The 15,630-nt window shown below is 33.7% G+C and carries 11 protein-coding genes; 2 read left to right on the plus strand and 9 right to left on the minus strand.

Annotated features, from left to right (window positions below; all coding sequences use genetic code 11):
• Positions 1–19: 19 nt before the first annotated feature.
• The 4 genes from ACZ1JT_RS00210 to ACZ1JT_RS00225 are packed head-to-tail and all read right to left on the minus strand — an operon-like array spanning position 20 to position 4,336.
• Positions 20–811 carry a (Fe-S)-binding protein gene (locus tag ACZ1JT_RS00210; protein WP_465094163.1) on the minus strand — a complete coding sequence of 264 codons (792 nt, stop codon included), beginning with the start codon at positions 809–811 and terminating at the stop codon, positions 20–22.
• Between the two features lie 44 nt (positions 812–855).
• On the minus strand, positions 856–2,190 hold the full coding sequence (locus tag ACZ1JT_RS00215; protein ID WP_465094164.1) for a 4Fe-4S dicluster domain-containing protein: 1,335 nt from the start codon (positions 2,188–2,190) through the stop codon (positions 856–858).
• A gap of 19 nt (positions 2,191–2,209) precedes the next feature.
• Positions 2,210–3,163 carry an MlaD family protein gene (locus tag ACZ1JT_RS00220; RefSeq protein ID WP_465094165.1) on the minus strand — a complete coding sequence of 318 codons (954 nt, stop codon included), beginning with the start codon at positions 3,161–3,163 and terminating at the stop codon, positions 2,210–2,212.
• Between the two features lie 57 nt (positions 3,164–3,220).
• A complete protein-coding gene (locus ACZ1JT_RS00225) occupies positions 3,221–4,336 on the minus strand; it encodes an N-acetylmuramoyl-L-alanine amidase family protein (protein ID WP_465094166.1) in 1,116 nt (371 codons plus the stop codon).
• A gap of 123 nt (positions 4,337–4,459) precedes the next feature.
• On the opposite strand from ACZ1JT_RS00225, the gene ACZ1JT_RS00230 reads away from it, so the two are divergent.
• On the plus strand, positions 4,460–7,132 hold the full coding sequence (locus ACZ1JT_RS00230) for a putative LPS assembly protein LptD (RefSeq protein WP_465094167.1): 2,673 nt from the start codon (positions 4,460–4,462) through the stop codon (positions 7,130–7,132).
• A 49-nt stretch (positions 7,133–7,181) separates the two neighbouring features.
• The gene (locus ACZ1JT_RS00235; protein ID WP_465094168.1) at positions 7,182–7,562 is read left to right on the plus strand and encodes a RidA family protein; all 381 of its coding nucleotides are present in this window, start codon (positions 7,182–7,184) and stop codon (positions 7,560–7,562) included.
• On the opposite strand, the gene ACZ1JT_RS00240 is transcribed toward ACZ1JT_RS00235, so the two are convergent.
• The 5 genes from ACZ1JT_RS00240 to ACZ1JT_RS00260 form a co-directional block, all read right to left on the minus strand.
• The gene (locus tag ACZ1JT_RS00240; RefSeq protein WP_465094169.1) at positions 7,555–7,923 is read right to left on the minus strand and encodes a methylglyoxal synthase; all 369 of its coding nucleotides are present in this window, start codon (positions 7,921–7,923) and stop codon (positions 7,555–7,557) included. The two genes, ACZ1JT_RS00235 and ACZ1JT_RS00240, sit on opposite strands and share 8 nt — an antisense overlap.
• Before the next feature lies 1 nt (position 7,924).
• Positions 7,925–8,770, minus strand: coding sequence for an N-acetylglucosamine kinase (locus ACZ1JT_RS00245; protein ID WP_465094170.1), 846 nt, complete (start codon positions 8,768–8,770; stop codon positions 7,925–7,927).
• 194 nt (positions 8,771–8,964) lie between these two features.
• Positions 8,965–9,966: a type I glyceraldehyde-3-phosphate dehydrogenase gene (gene gap, locus ACZ1JT_RS00250; RefSeq protein WP_465094171.1), complete on the minus strand. Its 1,002-nt coding sequence runs from the start codon at positions 9,964–9,966 to the stop codon at positions 8,965–8,967.
• A 25-nt stretch (positions 9,967–9,991) separates the two neighbouring features.
• Entirely contained in the window at positions 9,992–10,975 is a 984-nt protein-coding gene (pfkA, locus tag ACZ1JT_RS00255) for a 6-phosphofructokinase (protein ID WP_465094172.1), read from the minus strand.
• Between the two features lie 132 nt (positions 10,976–11,107).
• A complete protein-coding gene (locus ACZ1JT_RS00260) occupies positions 11,108–15,535 on the minus strand; it encodes a translocation/assembly module TamB domain-containing protein (RefSeq protein ID WP_465094173.1) in 4,428 nt (1,475 codons plus the stop codon).
• Between the last annotated feature and the right edge of the window lie 95 nt (positions 15,536–15,630).

Here is a 15,630-nt window from a genome sequence, read left to right on the forward strand (position 1 = left end):
ACTTACTATTTTGATTTTTTTATAAGTCCTGAGCATTTGCAAGAAGCTCGGCAACATCCATAACTTTTATGGATCCCTCTTTTTCTTTAAATTTAACTCCGTCGGTTAACATGGTATTACAAAAAGGACATCCTGCTGCTATAATTTCCGGTTGGGTTTCTAAAGCATCTTCAGTTCTTTCAACATTAATGTCTTTATTTCCTTTTTCCGGTTCTTTAAACATTTGAGCTCCACCTGCACCACAACACAAACCATTTCTTTTAGAACGCTTCATTTCTACTAACTCAGCATCTAATTTCTGAATTAATTCTCTTGGTGCTTCATAAACATTATTTGCACGGCCTAAATAGCATGGATCATGAAAAGTAATTCGTTTACCCTTAAACTGACCGCCTTCAACTTTTAAACGTCCTTCTGCAAGCAATGATTTTAAGAATTCCGTATGATGTAACACCTCGTAGTTTCCACCTAATTCCGGATACTCATTTTTAATAGTGTTAAAGCAATGCGGACAAGCCGTAACAATCTTTTTTACTTCGTATGCATTCATCACTTCTATGTTTGTCATAGCCTGCATTTGAAATAAAAACTCATTACCTGCTCTTTTTGCCGGATCTCCAGTACAACTTTCTTCTGTACCCAAAACTGCAAAAGGAACATTAGCTTGGTTTAAAAGCTTAACAAAAGCCTTTGTTATTTTTTTAGCTCTATCATCAAAACTTCCTGAGCATCCCACCCAAAATAAAACTTCAGGTTGTTTGCCTTGGGCCATCATTTCGGCCATTGTTGGTACAGATAAATTAGCTGACATATCTTTTATATTTATTGCAACTATACTTGCAAGTTTTCAATTAATTATGCTTCGTCTTTCCAGTTTAAACGGTCCATTTGATTGTATTGCCATGGAGCTCCGTTGTTTTCTATGTTGGTCATCATATTATTCAATTCGGTTGGAGCAGCACTTTGTTCCATCACCAAATAACGTCTCATATCCATAATGATAGAAAGCGGACTAATATTTACCGGACATTCTTCAACACAAGCGTTACATGAGGTACAAGCCCACAATTCTTCTGGAGTAATATAATCGTTTAAAAGGGATTTACCATCTGGAACAAATACACCTTTATTTTTATCGATGTTTTTACCAACTTCTTCCAAACGATCACGAGTATCCATCATTATTTTTCGTGGAGAAAGTTTTTTACCGGTTTGATTTGCAGGACATGATGATGTACAACGCCCACATTCAGTACATGTGTATGCATTTAAAAGCTGAACCCAATTTAAATCTTGAACATCACTAGCTCCAAATTTTGCTGGAACGGCATCTGCATCTGGTGCAGGAGCAGCAAACGGGTCGGCATTTGGATCCATCATCAGTTTTACTTCATTAGTAACCGACTCTAAATTATCAAATTGACCTTGTGGTTTCAAATTCGCAAAATACGTATTTGGGAAAGCCAATAAAATATGTAAGTGTTTCGAAAAGTATAAATAATTAAGGAATACTAAAATCCCACAAATATGAATCCACCAAGCTGCACGTTCTAATAAATGAACTGAACTATTACTCATTGAGTTAAACATTGGCTCAATAAACTGTGAAATTGGGAATGACCCAGCAGTATTATAATGACCAAATCCACCTGGTACATTTTGTAAATGATAATCGGCTGCATTCATAAATAAAAACAGCAACATCAAAACAGTTTCAAAATATAAGATGTAATTCGCATCGTTTTTAGGCCACCCTTTCAAATCACCTTGAACAAAACGTTTTATTTTGATAATATTCCTTCTAATCCAAAATGCAACAACAGCAACAATAACTAATAAAGCAAGAATTTCGAATGAACCAATTAAGAAATTATAAAACCCGCCCATGAAAGAAAAAACACGGTGCGTTCCAAAAAGGCCATCGATTACTATTTCTAAAACTTCAATGTTAATGATTACGAAACCAACATATACAAATATGTGAAGTATACCTGCAACTGGTCTTCTTACCATTTTAGATTGCCCTAAAGCAATCATCATCATGTTTTTCCAACGTTCAGAAGAGTTATCGGAACGATCTACATCTTGCCCAAGCTTAATGTTACGAATAAGTTTCTTTACATTTCCGGCAAAATATCCACCTCCTAAAATAAGGATAATGGCAAACAAGATATTTGGTAAAATACTCATAAGAATAATTTATAAAGTTCTATTTTTTTGGTTGTTCAGCAGGTGCAACGTATGGTTTCTCTTTTTTACCAAAAACAGAAACATTAACATATCGAGTTGGATGCAAACGCAAATCTTGAAGCAATAATTCTAATTCTTTAGAAGCTTTGCTCAAATTATTGTACATCGCTTCATCTTTCATTAGTTTGCCCATTGTTCCTTTTCCTGCTTCCATATCGGCCATCATTTTGTTTACACTTTCTAATGTTTTTTGAAGGCTTTCTACGGTTTGACCCAATTTGGCTTTCTCTAAATCATCTGAAATTTTAGCAAAATTACCCGTTGTCTTGTCTAAATTAGAAACAACACTACTAAGTTTTTCTTTGTTATCTGCAGCAACTTTTTTCAAATCTGATGAAATCGAACTGAAATTAGTCATTGTTGTATTTAATTCAGCCAATGTTTTTTTAAGATTAGCTTGAGTATTAGCATCTAAAACATTGTTGATATTTGTTACCATAACATCAACATTAGCTAGTAGTTTGTCTAATTTTTGCTGAAGTGGTGCTAGATTTTCTTTTAAGGAAGCTGTTAAACCTAAAACAACTTTAGGTTGAAGATAATCGCCTGATTTTGCAAACTCTGTGTCTTGAAAATTATTTTCAATGGCAATTTGTTTACCACCAATTGGTCCAGGCTCATATATATTAGCTGTACTCGATTTTCCAATTTGGAAATCGTTGTTCATTTGAATTTCAACCAATAACTTACCTGTTTTCTCTTGAATAGTGATTGTATTTACTTTACCAACAGTCAAACCATTGATTGTTACAGGTGCTGATGGAGCTAAACCTTCAACATTATCGTAAACAACATAAAATTTTCGTGAAGAATCGAATAAGTTTTTACCTTTTAAAAAGGTATATCCCCAAAAACACAATAAAATGGAGCCTATAACTAAAACAGCTGTTTTTACTTCTCTAGTAATTTTCAAAATAATTATTTTTTATAAGAACAAAATTAAGACAAAATAGTTTAGAATGGTTTTATATTACCGTAAAGCTTCTTGCAATTTAATTGGTTTTCCATTTTTAAATGCTACAATAAATGCGGAAGTAAATCCTTTTGATTTAGCCATTTCTAAATCTTGTTTAGATTCTGCATAATCATTAGTGTTTCCGTAAAAATATTTATTGATTCTACTTCCTTCTTCCATAGAGACATTATCAAGCCCTTTAAAATTATTGGAACGTAGCTCCAGTTTTTGTGAGCTTGCAGAAATTTGCACTTTAAAAACGACACCTTTTGCATTAACCGCTTTAGGTGTATTAACTTTAGGAGTATCTACTTTTGTTTCTTTTCTAGGTTCTGGCGCTATATATTCTTCGGTTCCGGGAACAAAGTATTCTTTTTTATAATCTAAAATTGCTTTGGCAACTGCTTGTGCTATTTCCTCCTGACCTTTTTCTGAACTCAAGAAACCTCCTTCATCTTTATTAGAAACGAATCCCATTTCAATAAGAACACGAGGCATATATATTTTTCTTAAAACAAGAAATCCAGCTTGCTTAACCCCTCTACTCTTTCTTCCTAAACCATTATCAAATTGTTCCTGAATTCCAGCCGCAAGTTCAATACTTTGATCTAAATATTCTTCTTGCATTAATGTCATACCAATTACTGATTCTGGAGATTTTGGATCGTAACCGTCGTATTTAACTTTATAATCTTTTTCGAGCGTAACAACCTCATTCTCTTTTTTAGCAACTTCTAAGTTTGCAGCATTTCTGGTTACCCCCATTACATAGGTTTCTGAACCACTGGCGGCAGTATTTTTATTGGCATTACAGTGTATTGAAACAAAAATATCGGCTTTAGATTTATTGGCAATATCTGCTCTTTCATCTAAAGGAATAAAAACATCTGTTTTACGAGTGTAAATAACTTGGGTTCCGGCGTCTTTTTCAAGAATCTTACCCACTTTTAAAACAACATTTAAGGCATTGTTTTTTTCAACATAGCCGTGATATGTTGCCCCAAAGTCGTTACCTCCATGTCCAGCATCAAGAACAACTCTAAACTTTGCATTGTTTTGAGAATGTATTGCCAAACTTGAGAATAGTATAATCCCTGTAACTATGAGCTTTTTTCCGATAATCCCTGTCATAATAGTATATTTTAATCTGTATAGGTTATAATTTTGCTAAATGCTTATTTTTGAAAAAAAATATATGTAAGTTTGAACCGTCAAAAATTAAGCCATATTTTTACAAAAATAGTATTAAAAGCGTTGCGTACAAACTTATTTCATATCGTTTTATTATCAATTTTCCTAACAATAGGAAATTCTGAATTATATTCCCAAGAAAACCCTTCTAAAAAACTATCCATACCCGCTGATAAACAAAAAGATAGCGTTTCTATTGGCTATAAAGAGCTTGCAACTAAACTAGATTCTACCAAAAATGATACCATTAAAAAAAAGAAAGCTTTTTTAGAAGGTATTGTAAAAAGAAAAGCTGTTGATTACGAAAAAATTGATCAGAAAAAGAAACAACTTACATTATACAATCAGGCTGAATTATATTATAAAGATTTTGAATTAAAATCGGGTATTATCGTTTTTGACTATGAAAAGAACGAAGTATATGCCGGAAGAATAAAAGACAGTACTGGTGCTTTATCGCAACGTCCGGTATTCAAACAAGGTGCTAATGTCATCGAACCGGATTCGATACGATTCAACACTAAGACCAAAAAAGCTTTAGTTTGGAATTCTAGAACTGAGCAAGGAGAATTTAGAGTGAAAGCTGAAATCTCTAAACGTGAAAACGATTCGGTTTATTTCATGAAAAATGCCCGTTTTACAACCTCTGATAATATTGATGATCCCGAATATTACTTCTTAGCTCGAAAAATTAAGTTTGTTCCAGGTAAAAAAGTAGTAGCTGGATTAACCAATATGGTTATTGCTGATGTTCCTACTCCACTTGGATTGCCCTTTGCGTATTTTCCAATGAGCGAAAAATCTGTATCTGGGTTTATCATTCCTACTTTTGGCAACACACAGCAACGTGGTTATTTTTTACAAAACGGAGGGTATTATTTTGCGCTAAGTGATTATTACGATTTAGCTGTTTTGGGTGATTATTATACCAACGGAAGTTATGCCTTGCGATTTGAAAGTAGCTATGCGCAACGCTACAAGTTTAACGGACGTGTAAATGTTCGTTTTGAAAATCAGATATTTAGCGAACGTGGTTTTCCAGATTATTCAAAATCAAGACAATATAATATACAGTGGTCACATTCACAAGACGCAAAAGCTAATCCTTCTTCGCGTTTTTCTGCATCAGTAAACCTTGGTAGTAGTCAATATTTCAGACAATCGTTAAATCAGGTGAATATTGGTTCTTCGATAAATAACAACTTAAGTTCATCTGTTTCTTACTCCAAAACGTTTCATTCGGTTCCACAAATTAATATGTCGGTTACCGCAACACATTCACAAAATACAAACTCAGAGCAAATAGATATGACCTTGCCTACGCTACAAGCGAGCATGGATCGTATTTTTCCTTTTGCACCAAAAAATGGAGTTAAAAAAGGGATAATAAAAAATATCAACTTCCAATATAACTTACGTGGTGAAAACCGAATCAGAACAACGGATTCACTTTTCTTTAAGTCGGAAATGTTTCGTGATGCAAAAAACGGTTTCCAACATTCAATACCATTAAGTACCAATTTTAAAATTTTTAAATATTTCAGTGTTTCCAGTGGCATGAATTACACCGAAGTATGGTATTTTAAAACTATTAAAAAAGAATTTAGTACTCTTACAAATTCGGTTGAATCGAAAGAAGTTAGCGGTTTTGATGCTTTTAGAACCTATAATTTTAGTGCGAATATTGGAACTACTATCTATGGAACCTTTAATTTTGGTGATGATAAAAGAATACAGGCGATAAGACATGTAATGCGTCCGTCTGTTGCTTATGGTTATACTCCAAGTTTTGATCGTTATTATGAAACTTACGCACTTGATGCTACTGGGACAACTTATGCTGATTATACCCGATTTGAGAATGGGATTTTTGGAGCTCCGGGAAAATCGTTTTCTAACAATATCGGAATGTCACTAAGTAATACTTTTGAAGCAAAAGTTCGTGATAAAGACGAAACAAAAACAGAGCCTAAAAAAGTGATGTTGTTGAATAATTTGAATTTCTCTACTAGCTATAATATCGCAGCCGATTCACTTCCTTGGTCACCTGTTCGTGTTTCTGGAGGAACCAATTTATTTAAAGATAAAATGAATTTGAATTTTGGTGCTACGCTAGACCCATATGCTATTGATAACACAGGTCGTCGTATTGATAAATTCAATTTGGATAATGGCGGAAGTTTGTTCCGTATGACGAGTGCCAATGTAACTATTAATTATTCTATTTCAAGCAATGAGTTACAAGGCAAGCCATCACCCGGTTCACAACAAACTACTTTAAATGGTGGTCGTGAAGATGATTTATTTGGAAAAGGTGTAGATTTAAGCGACCAGAGACAAAGCCTTTTTAATAAAGACAACAAGGATAAAGAGAAAGGAAGCGCCGAGCTTTATACTTTAAAAATTCCTTGGGATTTGCGTTTTGCCTATTCAATGACATTCTCCAATAACAATCGTGAAAATAAAATTGTTGGGAATTCTTTAATGATGTCTGGTAATATTGAAATGACTCCTAAATGGAAAATGGGATTCTCTTCGGGTTATGACTTTGTAAATAAAGGAGTTACCTTCACACAATTACGATTTGAGAGAGATTTATTAAGCTGGCGAATGGATTTTAACTGGGTTCCAATTGGCGCTTATACCTCATGGGGATTCTTTATTGGTATCAAATCATCAGTATTGAGTGATATTAAGTGGGATAAGCGTAGTTTACCAGACAGACGTTTACGATAAAACTTAGTTGTTAGTTTTTTACTTTTATTAAAACAAATTAAGCCATAAAATGAAAAAAATAATTTTCACAGAAAAAGCTCCTGCTCCTATTGGACCGTACAATCAAGCTGTATTGGTAGGAAACACATTATACACTTCGGGTCAAATTGCTATCCATCCTACAACTGGAGAATTGGTTATGGAATCTATTGAAGTGGAAACCAAACAAGTTATGGAAAACATGAAAGCGGTATTGGAAGCAGCCGAAATGACTTTTGAAAATGTTATTAAAACAACCATTTTTATTAGTGACATGAATGATTTTGCTAAAATTAATGGTGTTTACGGAAGTTACTTCAACGAAAAAACCGCTCCAGCTCGTGAAACGGTTCAAGTTGCCTGCTTACCAAAAAACGTAAACGTTGAAATATCTATGATTGCTATTAAATAGCAATTGCTTTTAATAATAGTTTGGCTGTAGCCTGATTGGTAGCCAACGGAACATTATGAACATCACACACCCTTATGAGCATGTTAATATCTGGTTCATGAGGGTGTTTTGCTAAAGGATCTTTAAAAAACAATACCATTTTACATTTACCTTCGGCTACACGGGCTGCTATTTGTGCATCACCACCCATTGGACCTGATAACATCTTGGTTACTTTAAATCCGACGTTTTCAGCTTTACCTCCAGTAGTTCCTGTAGCAATTAAAGTTATTTCATCGCGGTGAAAGAAATCTTTATGCTCGTTTAAAAACTGAACCATATCGGCTTTCATACCGTCGTGTGCTATTATAGCTATTTCCATATTAGTTCGTATGATAATGAATTAATCCGTCTATTGGTTTTCGATAAACATTACCTAAGCGCAATCCGTTTTCAGATAGAATTTGATCCAATTCGTCTTTTAAATAAAAAGCTATCGAACCGATAAAATGCACAGGTACAGATGAAGCATTATCAAACTGCTTGATATAAAAATCAACAAAGTTCTGCATTTCATTTCTAATGATTCTCTGAATGAAAGAATCGGATTTATGCTGAATCAAAAATTTGGCAAAAGTGGCTAAGTAAGCATTGGGATTTGGAGCCTTATACAAATTGTGCTTGATAGCATCGGCATCTAGATCGTATTCTTTTTCAAATAATGCAGCTAAATTATTAGGCATTGTATTAAAATAATAAGCTCTAATTAAGTGACGTCCAAACTGATTCCCACTGCAATCATCCATAGCGAGATATCCTAGCGACTGTACTTTTTGATGTAATACAGAACCATCAAAATAACTACAATTAGAACCAGTTCCTAAAATGCACACTATTGCTTTTTCATTTTTAGGTGTCGTTGCAAAAACTGCAGCATAAGTATCTTCCTGAACCGAAATAACTGCATTTGGAAAATACTCGTGCAGAATGTCTGAAAGATGATTTTTCATTCTGTCGGTTCCACATCCAGCCCCATAAAAAAACAATTCTTTTACAGATTCTTTATTTTGAGCAATATCAAATCGCTCATTTATGCGCTTAATTACTTCGTCGTTTGTTAATACTTCTGGATTCAACCCTAGCGTACTTGCCGTAAACTGAATAGTTCCTGTTTCATCAAGCGCTATCCAATCGGCTTTGGTTGAACCGCTATCTACAATTAATTTCATTTGTTTTGTTATGTTGATTGTTGTTATAAAACTCGATTAGTGCTTGGTTAGCCCCGACAGTAACGGCATCCCACGAGTTTCGAGTGGATAAAGTGAATGGCGGGAATTGCATTTAAAAAAAGCCTAATGTTTGGCTTCTAAAAATAAAAAAATCCCATTAGATTGAATGGGATTTGAATAATTATTTTTCATTTTTATAACGCTGCAATATGAGCTGCTAAATCGATAAGTTTTGCAGAATAACCACTTTCGTTATCATACCATGAAACAATTTTATAAAACGTTGGATTTAAACCAATTCCTGCTTTAGCATCGATTATACTGGTTCGAGTATCCGAAATAAAATCTTGTGAAACCACATCGTCATCAGTGAATCCCATAATACCTTTCATGGTTGTTTCTGAAGCATTTTGAAGCACTTTCATAATTTCGTCGTACGAAGTTTCTTTTCTTAACTTAACCGTTAAATCAACAACCGAAACATCGGCAACTGGAACACGCATTGACATTCCGGTTAATTTGCCTTTAAGTTCCGGAATAACCAAAGTAACTGCTTTTGCAGCTCCTGTAGCAGCCGGAATAATATTTAACAAGGCAGCTCTACCGCCTCTAAAATCTTTTTTCGATGGGCCATCAACCGTTAATTGTGTTGCCGTTGTAGCATGAATGGTTGTCATCAAACCTTCTACGATTCCGAAGTTATCGTTTAATACTTTTGCTAATGGTGCCAAACAGTTGGTTGTACATGAAGCGTTAGATACAATAACATCGGTTGGTTTAACATCCATATGATTTACTCCCATTACAAACGTTGGAGCATCTGCAGATGGTGCCGAAATAACAACTTTTTTAGCGCCTCCTTTAATATGTGAATATGCCATTTCAACTGTTGTAAAGATACCCGTACATTCTGCAACTACATCAACCCCTACTTCATCCCATTTTAATTGCATTGGGTCTTTTTCGGCAGTTACACGAATTAAACGATCATTTACAAATAATTGCCCGTCTTTAACTTCAACTTTACCATCGAAACGACCGTGAACCGAATCGTATTTAAGTAAATAAGCCAAATGATCTATAGATAACAAGTCGTTTATTGCAACAACTTCAACATTGTCTCTTTTTACACTTTCTCTGAAAACAATTCTTCCGATTCTCCCGAATCCGTTGATTCCTAATTTTACTTTCGTCATTTTCTTTCTTCTTAATTCTACATTTTTATGTCGACATGATATCTGACACTCTTAATAATTCCTCGTCTATATTTGATTTTCCTTTAACAGCTAATTCCAGTGGCGTAAGCTCGATTTTATCTTCCATTAAGCCTACCATATAATTTGTTTTACCTTCTAAAAGAGATTCAACAGCTTTTACTCCATAACGGGAAGCCAAAACCCTATCGAAACAAGAAGGCGAACCACCACGTTGCATATGACCTAATACCGAAACACGAACATCGTACTCGGGCATATTCTCTTCGACATAATCTTTTAATTCGAAAACATTTTTACCTATTTTATCACCTTCAGATACTACTACTATGCTGGATGATTTTCCAGAAGCCTTACTTCTGCGTAATGACTCTAATAATCGGTCTAAACCAAGGTTTTCTTCAGGAATAAGAATCTCTTCTGCCCCTGCACCAATACCTGCATTTAGAGCAATATGTCCTGCATCACGTCCCATAACCTCTACAAAGAAAAGTCGGTTATGCGAATTGGCTGTATCTCTGATTTTATCGATGACTTCAACAACGGTGTTTAAAGCTGTATCGTATCCTAAAGTTGAGCGAGTACCAAAAATATCATTGTCGATAGTTCCCGGAATACCCATAACTGGAAAACCGTATTCTTTATTAAAAACCATTCCTCCAGTAAAACTACCATCGCCACCAATAATAACTAAAGCATCAATATTATTTTGAACTAAGTTATCATATGCTTTTTTACGACCTTCTGGAGTCATAAATTCTTTAGAACGAGCCGATTTAAGTATGGTTCCTCCTTTATTGACAATATTTTTAACGGTTCTTGGTCCCATTTCGATAATATCGCCTTCAATCATTCCTTCAAAACCACGATAAATTCCCATACATTCAATATGATGGTACGCACAGGTTCTAACTACTGCCCGTATGGCAGCATTCATTCCTGGTGAGTCTCCCCCAGAAGTGAGCACACCAATCTTTTTAATCTTAGTCATACAACTTAATTAGAACTATAAATTTAATACTAAAACACGAAAAATCTTATAGTTCTATCAAATAATTAACGTTATGATAGTACTATAAATAAGTTGTGTTATTTTGAAGTGTTGTTGTTGGGGCTGTTGTAGTTATTCTATTTCCGGAACACGCTGAACATCCTTTTTAGGTTCTTCAGATTTTTTGTTCTTTCTATTTTCGATAAATTTAATAAATTCTGGTGATAAATCCGAATCAGGAATCTGATCTGTTGGATTATTATTTTTTTCTTCTTCGGCTTTGTTTAAAATTTTACGAACTAATTCCTTAAACGTGTCAAAATCTACTTGCCATGTTAATCCGACACCCTGCGTATAACCAATACCCTCACCAATATAATTAATATCGTTTTCACGGTTAAACACTCGAGCTTTTAATGAACCATCTTCATTTAAACGCAACTGCAATTCTACATTACCAACAATAACCGATTGTTCAGCGCCTCCAACCGGAACCCCTAATTTACCGTTAATGGTAATTTTTTCATTTAATTGCGTCGATAAAGTTACCCCAACACGACTATCGACTTGTTGCAATAAAGGGTTTTTATCCGCTTGAACATAATTTAGACCGACTTGAAACTTATCATCTTTACCGGAAAAAATATCATTGAATAAACTTCCTGCTCGTTCAAATAATGTTCCATAAACTGTATTAGTTGCATTTTCAGGTGTTAAGAATCCACCACCAGAAAGTAAAGCAATTGCTTGTGTTTGACGAACGTCTTTATCACTTAATTTATAATCGATTTCCGATTTCAATACAGAACTCACTGTAGGGAAATCAATTCTAAAATCCGGATCAGGATTACTTAAGTTCCCATTAATAGCAATTACAACTTCTGTTGGAACCTTTTTATTAAACGAAGGGTTATCTAAAATTACAGCTGGATTCGAATCGGTTTTATATACTGCTTCCAAATTAAGCGCTGCATTCATTGGTTCTCCATCCCAACGAATAGTTCCGTAAGGTTTTACCTTAAATTTTTTATCGATTAAACCGTAATTTTTAAAATTATATTCTCCATCATATACCTGAAAATCGCCCCACATGTTAAACTTACCAAGTGTATTGATTTCCATGGCAATTGTTCCTTCTCCTCTACCTTTCATAGCATGTCCGGTATTTCGATCAAGAATAATTTCGATTTCGGCATTCTGATTAATCTCAAAATCGAAATCCAGTTCAATTCCGCTATAATTTTTAAGTTCTTTAAAACCGCCTTCTTCTTTATTTTGCTTCTCTCCTTCTGTAACAAAATGAATGTATGAATTGTTACCTAACCCTTGCGCATCATTCAACGGAATTTTAATAAACGTTCCTTTGTTTGATTTAGCTTTCATTTTTATGGAAAGTGCATTTGTTGGTCCTTGAACTGTTGCTCTTCCATCGATAAAAGCAATTCCATAATACAAAGCATCGTCTGCGTCTTTGGTGTTAAGCGCCAACATATTATTCGATTTAACTTCTAAATCTAAAGTCCAATCTTTTAGTTTATCGTGGCGAACACTTCCGTTTAAGTGACCAGAAGTACCGTATTTTGTATCGGTAATTTTTATGTTTCGAAATAAAAACTGATGTTCGGTTACATCCACAATGGCATTGGGTTCCATTTCGAAATCAACTCCCAAATAAGGAACGAGCATTCCGGCATTGTTTAAATACAATCTTCCATCAATTTCAGGATTACTGAACGAACCCACAATAGAAGCCTGCCCTGAAGCAAAACCACGAACATTTTTAAACACAGCTCCTAACAGTGGTCCAAATGCACCAACATTAAATTTAGAAAAACCAGCATCTAGCGCTAGAACACTTTGTTTATTCACTACTTCAACATTTCCTTTCAAATAAAAACTCTCAGCATTTTTATTGTCTATGGTAGAATTTACATTGAATTTGCGCAACGAATTATCACCTGTAACTTCTAGATTAAGGTTACCCAATCCGTAATCGTTAATAGCCAAAGAATCTATGGTTACTTTAGAAATAGGCTGGAATAAATTATCATTCTGTTTAAAGTCAACCATACCGTTAAGGTTTCCGGCAAAAGACATATTGGTTAACGATGGTGTTACTTTAGCTAAATCGACATTATCAAATGTGAGCTGAATATCTTTATAATTTTTGCCTTTCAGTAAACCGGAAAGCTCCATTTTTTGACTGTTATGAGACAAAATGATTTTTTCAATGGAGAAATCGGTTAGCTTTTTATTGAAAACAACTTTGTTATCTTTTCCGTCATTTTCATTTAAAAACCATAAATAATCTTTGAAGTTAACTTCCGATTTCTTAAACCCTACTACAGATCGATTTTCTTCATCTATAGTATGATACAAGTTTAAATTATAAAAATCCTGATTCTTATCACCACCCTTAAATTCTGAACGAACAAAAAGTGTATCGTTTAATGTTACATTGATAAGACTGAAATCTGAAATTTTATATTGCTTGGTCTTGATACTATCTAATTCGATAAAAGCATTATAAAGCGGGTTTTTATTGTCTACCTGAATATTAATTTTTTCAAAAGTATTGTTGTATGCAATAACGTTTGGCGAAGTGAAATTCATTTTAAAATTTCCATCGTCAGCATTAATTTTTCCGTACAAACGGGTATTTTCTGCAACTGTTATATTCGGATTAAAAACTTCAATAATTTTATTGTAAATGGTAAAATCGAAATCCAAAAACTGGCCTTTTTCAAGTTTATTAGGTGAATAATTGGCATATAAACTACCTAAAGCATTTTCAACAATATCTTCAACCTGCTTAACTTTAAACTTTCCTACAACCTTACCTTCAATAATATCGGGAGAATTAATAGTAATGGTTCGTACTCGATTTTCATCAAAAGAAGATTCCACTTGAAAATCTTCAAAATAATAATTATCCTTAACATTTTGGTAAGCAGCATTTTGAACCTCTAACTTACCATCAATATCATCAATTGTATTTCCTTTGGCTTTGAATATTAGATTTCCTTTGAAAATAGATATCGTATCTTTTTTCATGAAATTAAGCAGATGCAAATCGGCATAATCAATATTTGCTTTGAAATCGTAGTTTTTAACTTTAGAACTCAAATCAACCAAACCATCAAAATCCATACGAAGATTTGGGTCGTTACTATTAAAATAACCTTTGAAATATGGCATTTTTAATTTTCCATCAACTGTAATGTTTTGATATACATATCCATTGTATGCAAAATCATGAATTTTACCTTTTACTGAAGTATCTAAGAATTTTTTATTGAAACCTTTACCGTCAACTTCCAAATCTAATGTAGTACGTTCAATATTTTTTTGATCTGTAAGTACCCCTAAATTAAAGTTTTGCAACGAAATAGAACCTTTATAACTCGCGTTATTAATATTGTTAATGTTCGTCATTGCCAATTTTGACTCCAACTCTCCTAATTCCGACATCATATAAACATCAGCATTAATATACGTTTTAGTCAATTCAACATCACCTATTAAATCTACTTTTCCAAGTTTTTTTAGTGTTTGTGGTAGCTTTTGACCTAAAACGCGTGGTAAAATTGCGCTTAAATTATCGTAGTTAGAAGTAACCCTGTCAAAATTACCATTCATATAAAAACCTGCTTTTTTATTAAACAGATTTTTAAAATTCACTTGACCAATAATTTCAGATTGGTTTCTGTCGATTAACTTCAAATTATGAAGTACAAAATTATTCAACGTTCCTGTAGCGTGTGTTTTCAAAAAGAAACGTTGGTTTTTACCAAATTCGTTGTAGAAAAAGTTTAATTCGTTAGAAGAAACAGAAGCCTTTTCCATTTCAACATCAAAAACAACCTTATTATTAAAATCGGTAAAATCTTTAGGATTGTATTTCAGTGTAACCTCACCTATTAAGGTAGATTCAGCTGTTTTTAAATCCATTTGCTTTAAAATAATATTCTTCTTAGTATAGGTAAAATCTGAAGAAAGATTCTCAACAATAAGTCCGCGATGATCTTTTAATGAAAGCTTTTTAATTTGTGTAGTAATATTTGGCCCTTTAATGAAAAAGTCTTCCAGCTGACCGTTCAATTGTTTAAAATCTAAAGCTTTAGGCGTTTTTAAATTATCATCAACCAATCTAAATCGGCTGTTGGTAACATATAAATCATCAGCTTTTAAACGAAATTTACCCGTTCCTTTACCGTCATCAAACGATGCTACAAATAAATCGATATTGGTACGTTCTTCTCCTTTGTACTTTCTGATTTTAAAATCCAAGCCATCCATTCTAGCTTCACCAAAAAACAAATGAGAATCTGCAATTTCTTTAAAACTCAACAAATTGGTCTGTAAACGTTTTACAAAAACCAATGTGTCGTTATGATGATCGGCAATATAAATCCCTTTAAGTTTTACAGTTCCAAAAACAGAAATGGCAACTTTATCAACGTTAATGTTGGTTTTATAGGCTTTGTTAAGCTTTTCGGTAACAATTTTTCCTATTTCAGTTTGAACAACGGGCAACGATAGTGCAATCCCTATCAACAAAAGTAGAAGCAGAATTGCTAACAGCGTTCTAAGCAGTATTTTTTTTATTTTTTTGATACCCGTAGTATTTATATTAATTTTGTCGGAGCAACTGT

This window comes from Flavobacterium sp. IC2-16, assembly GCF_055521455.1.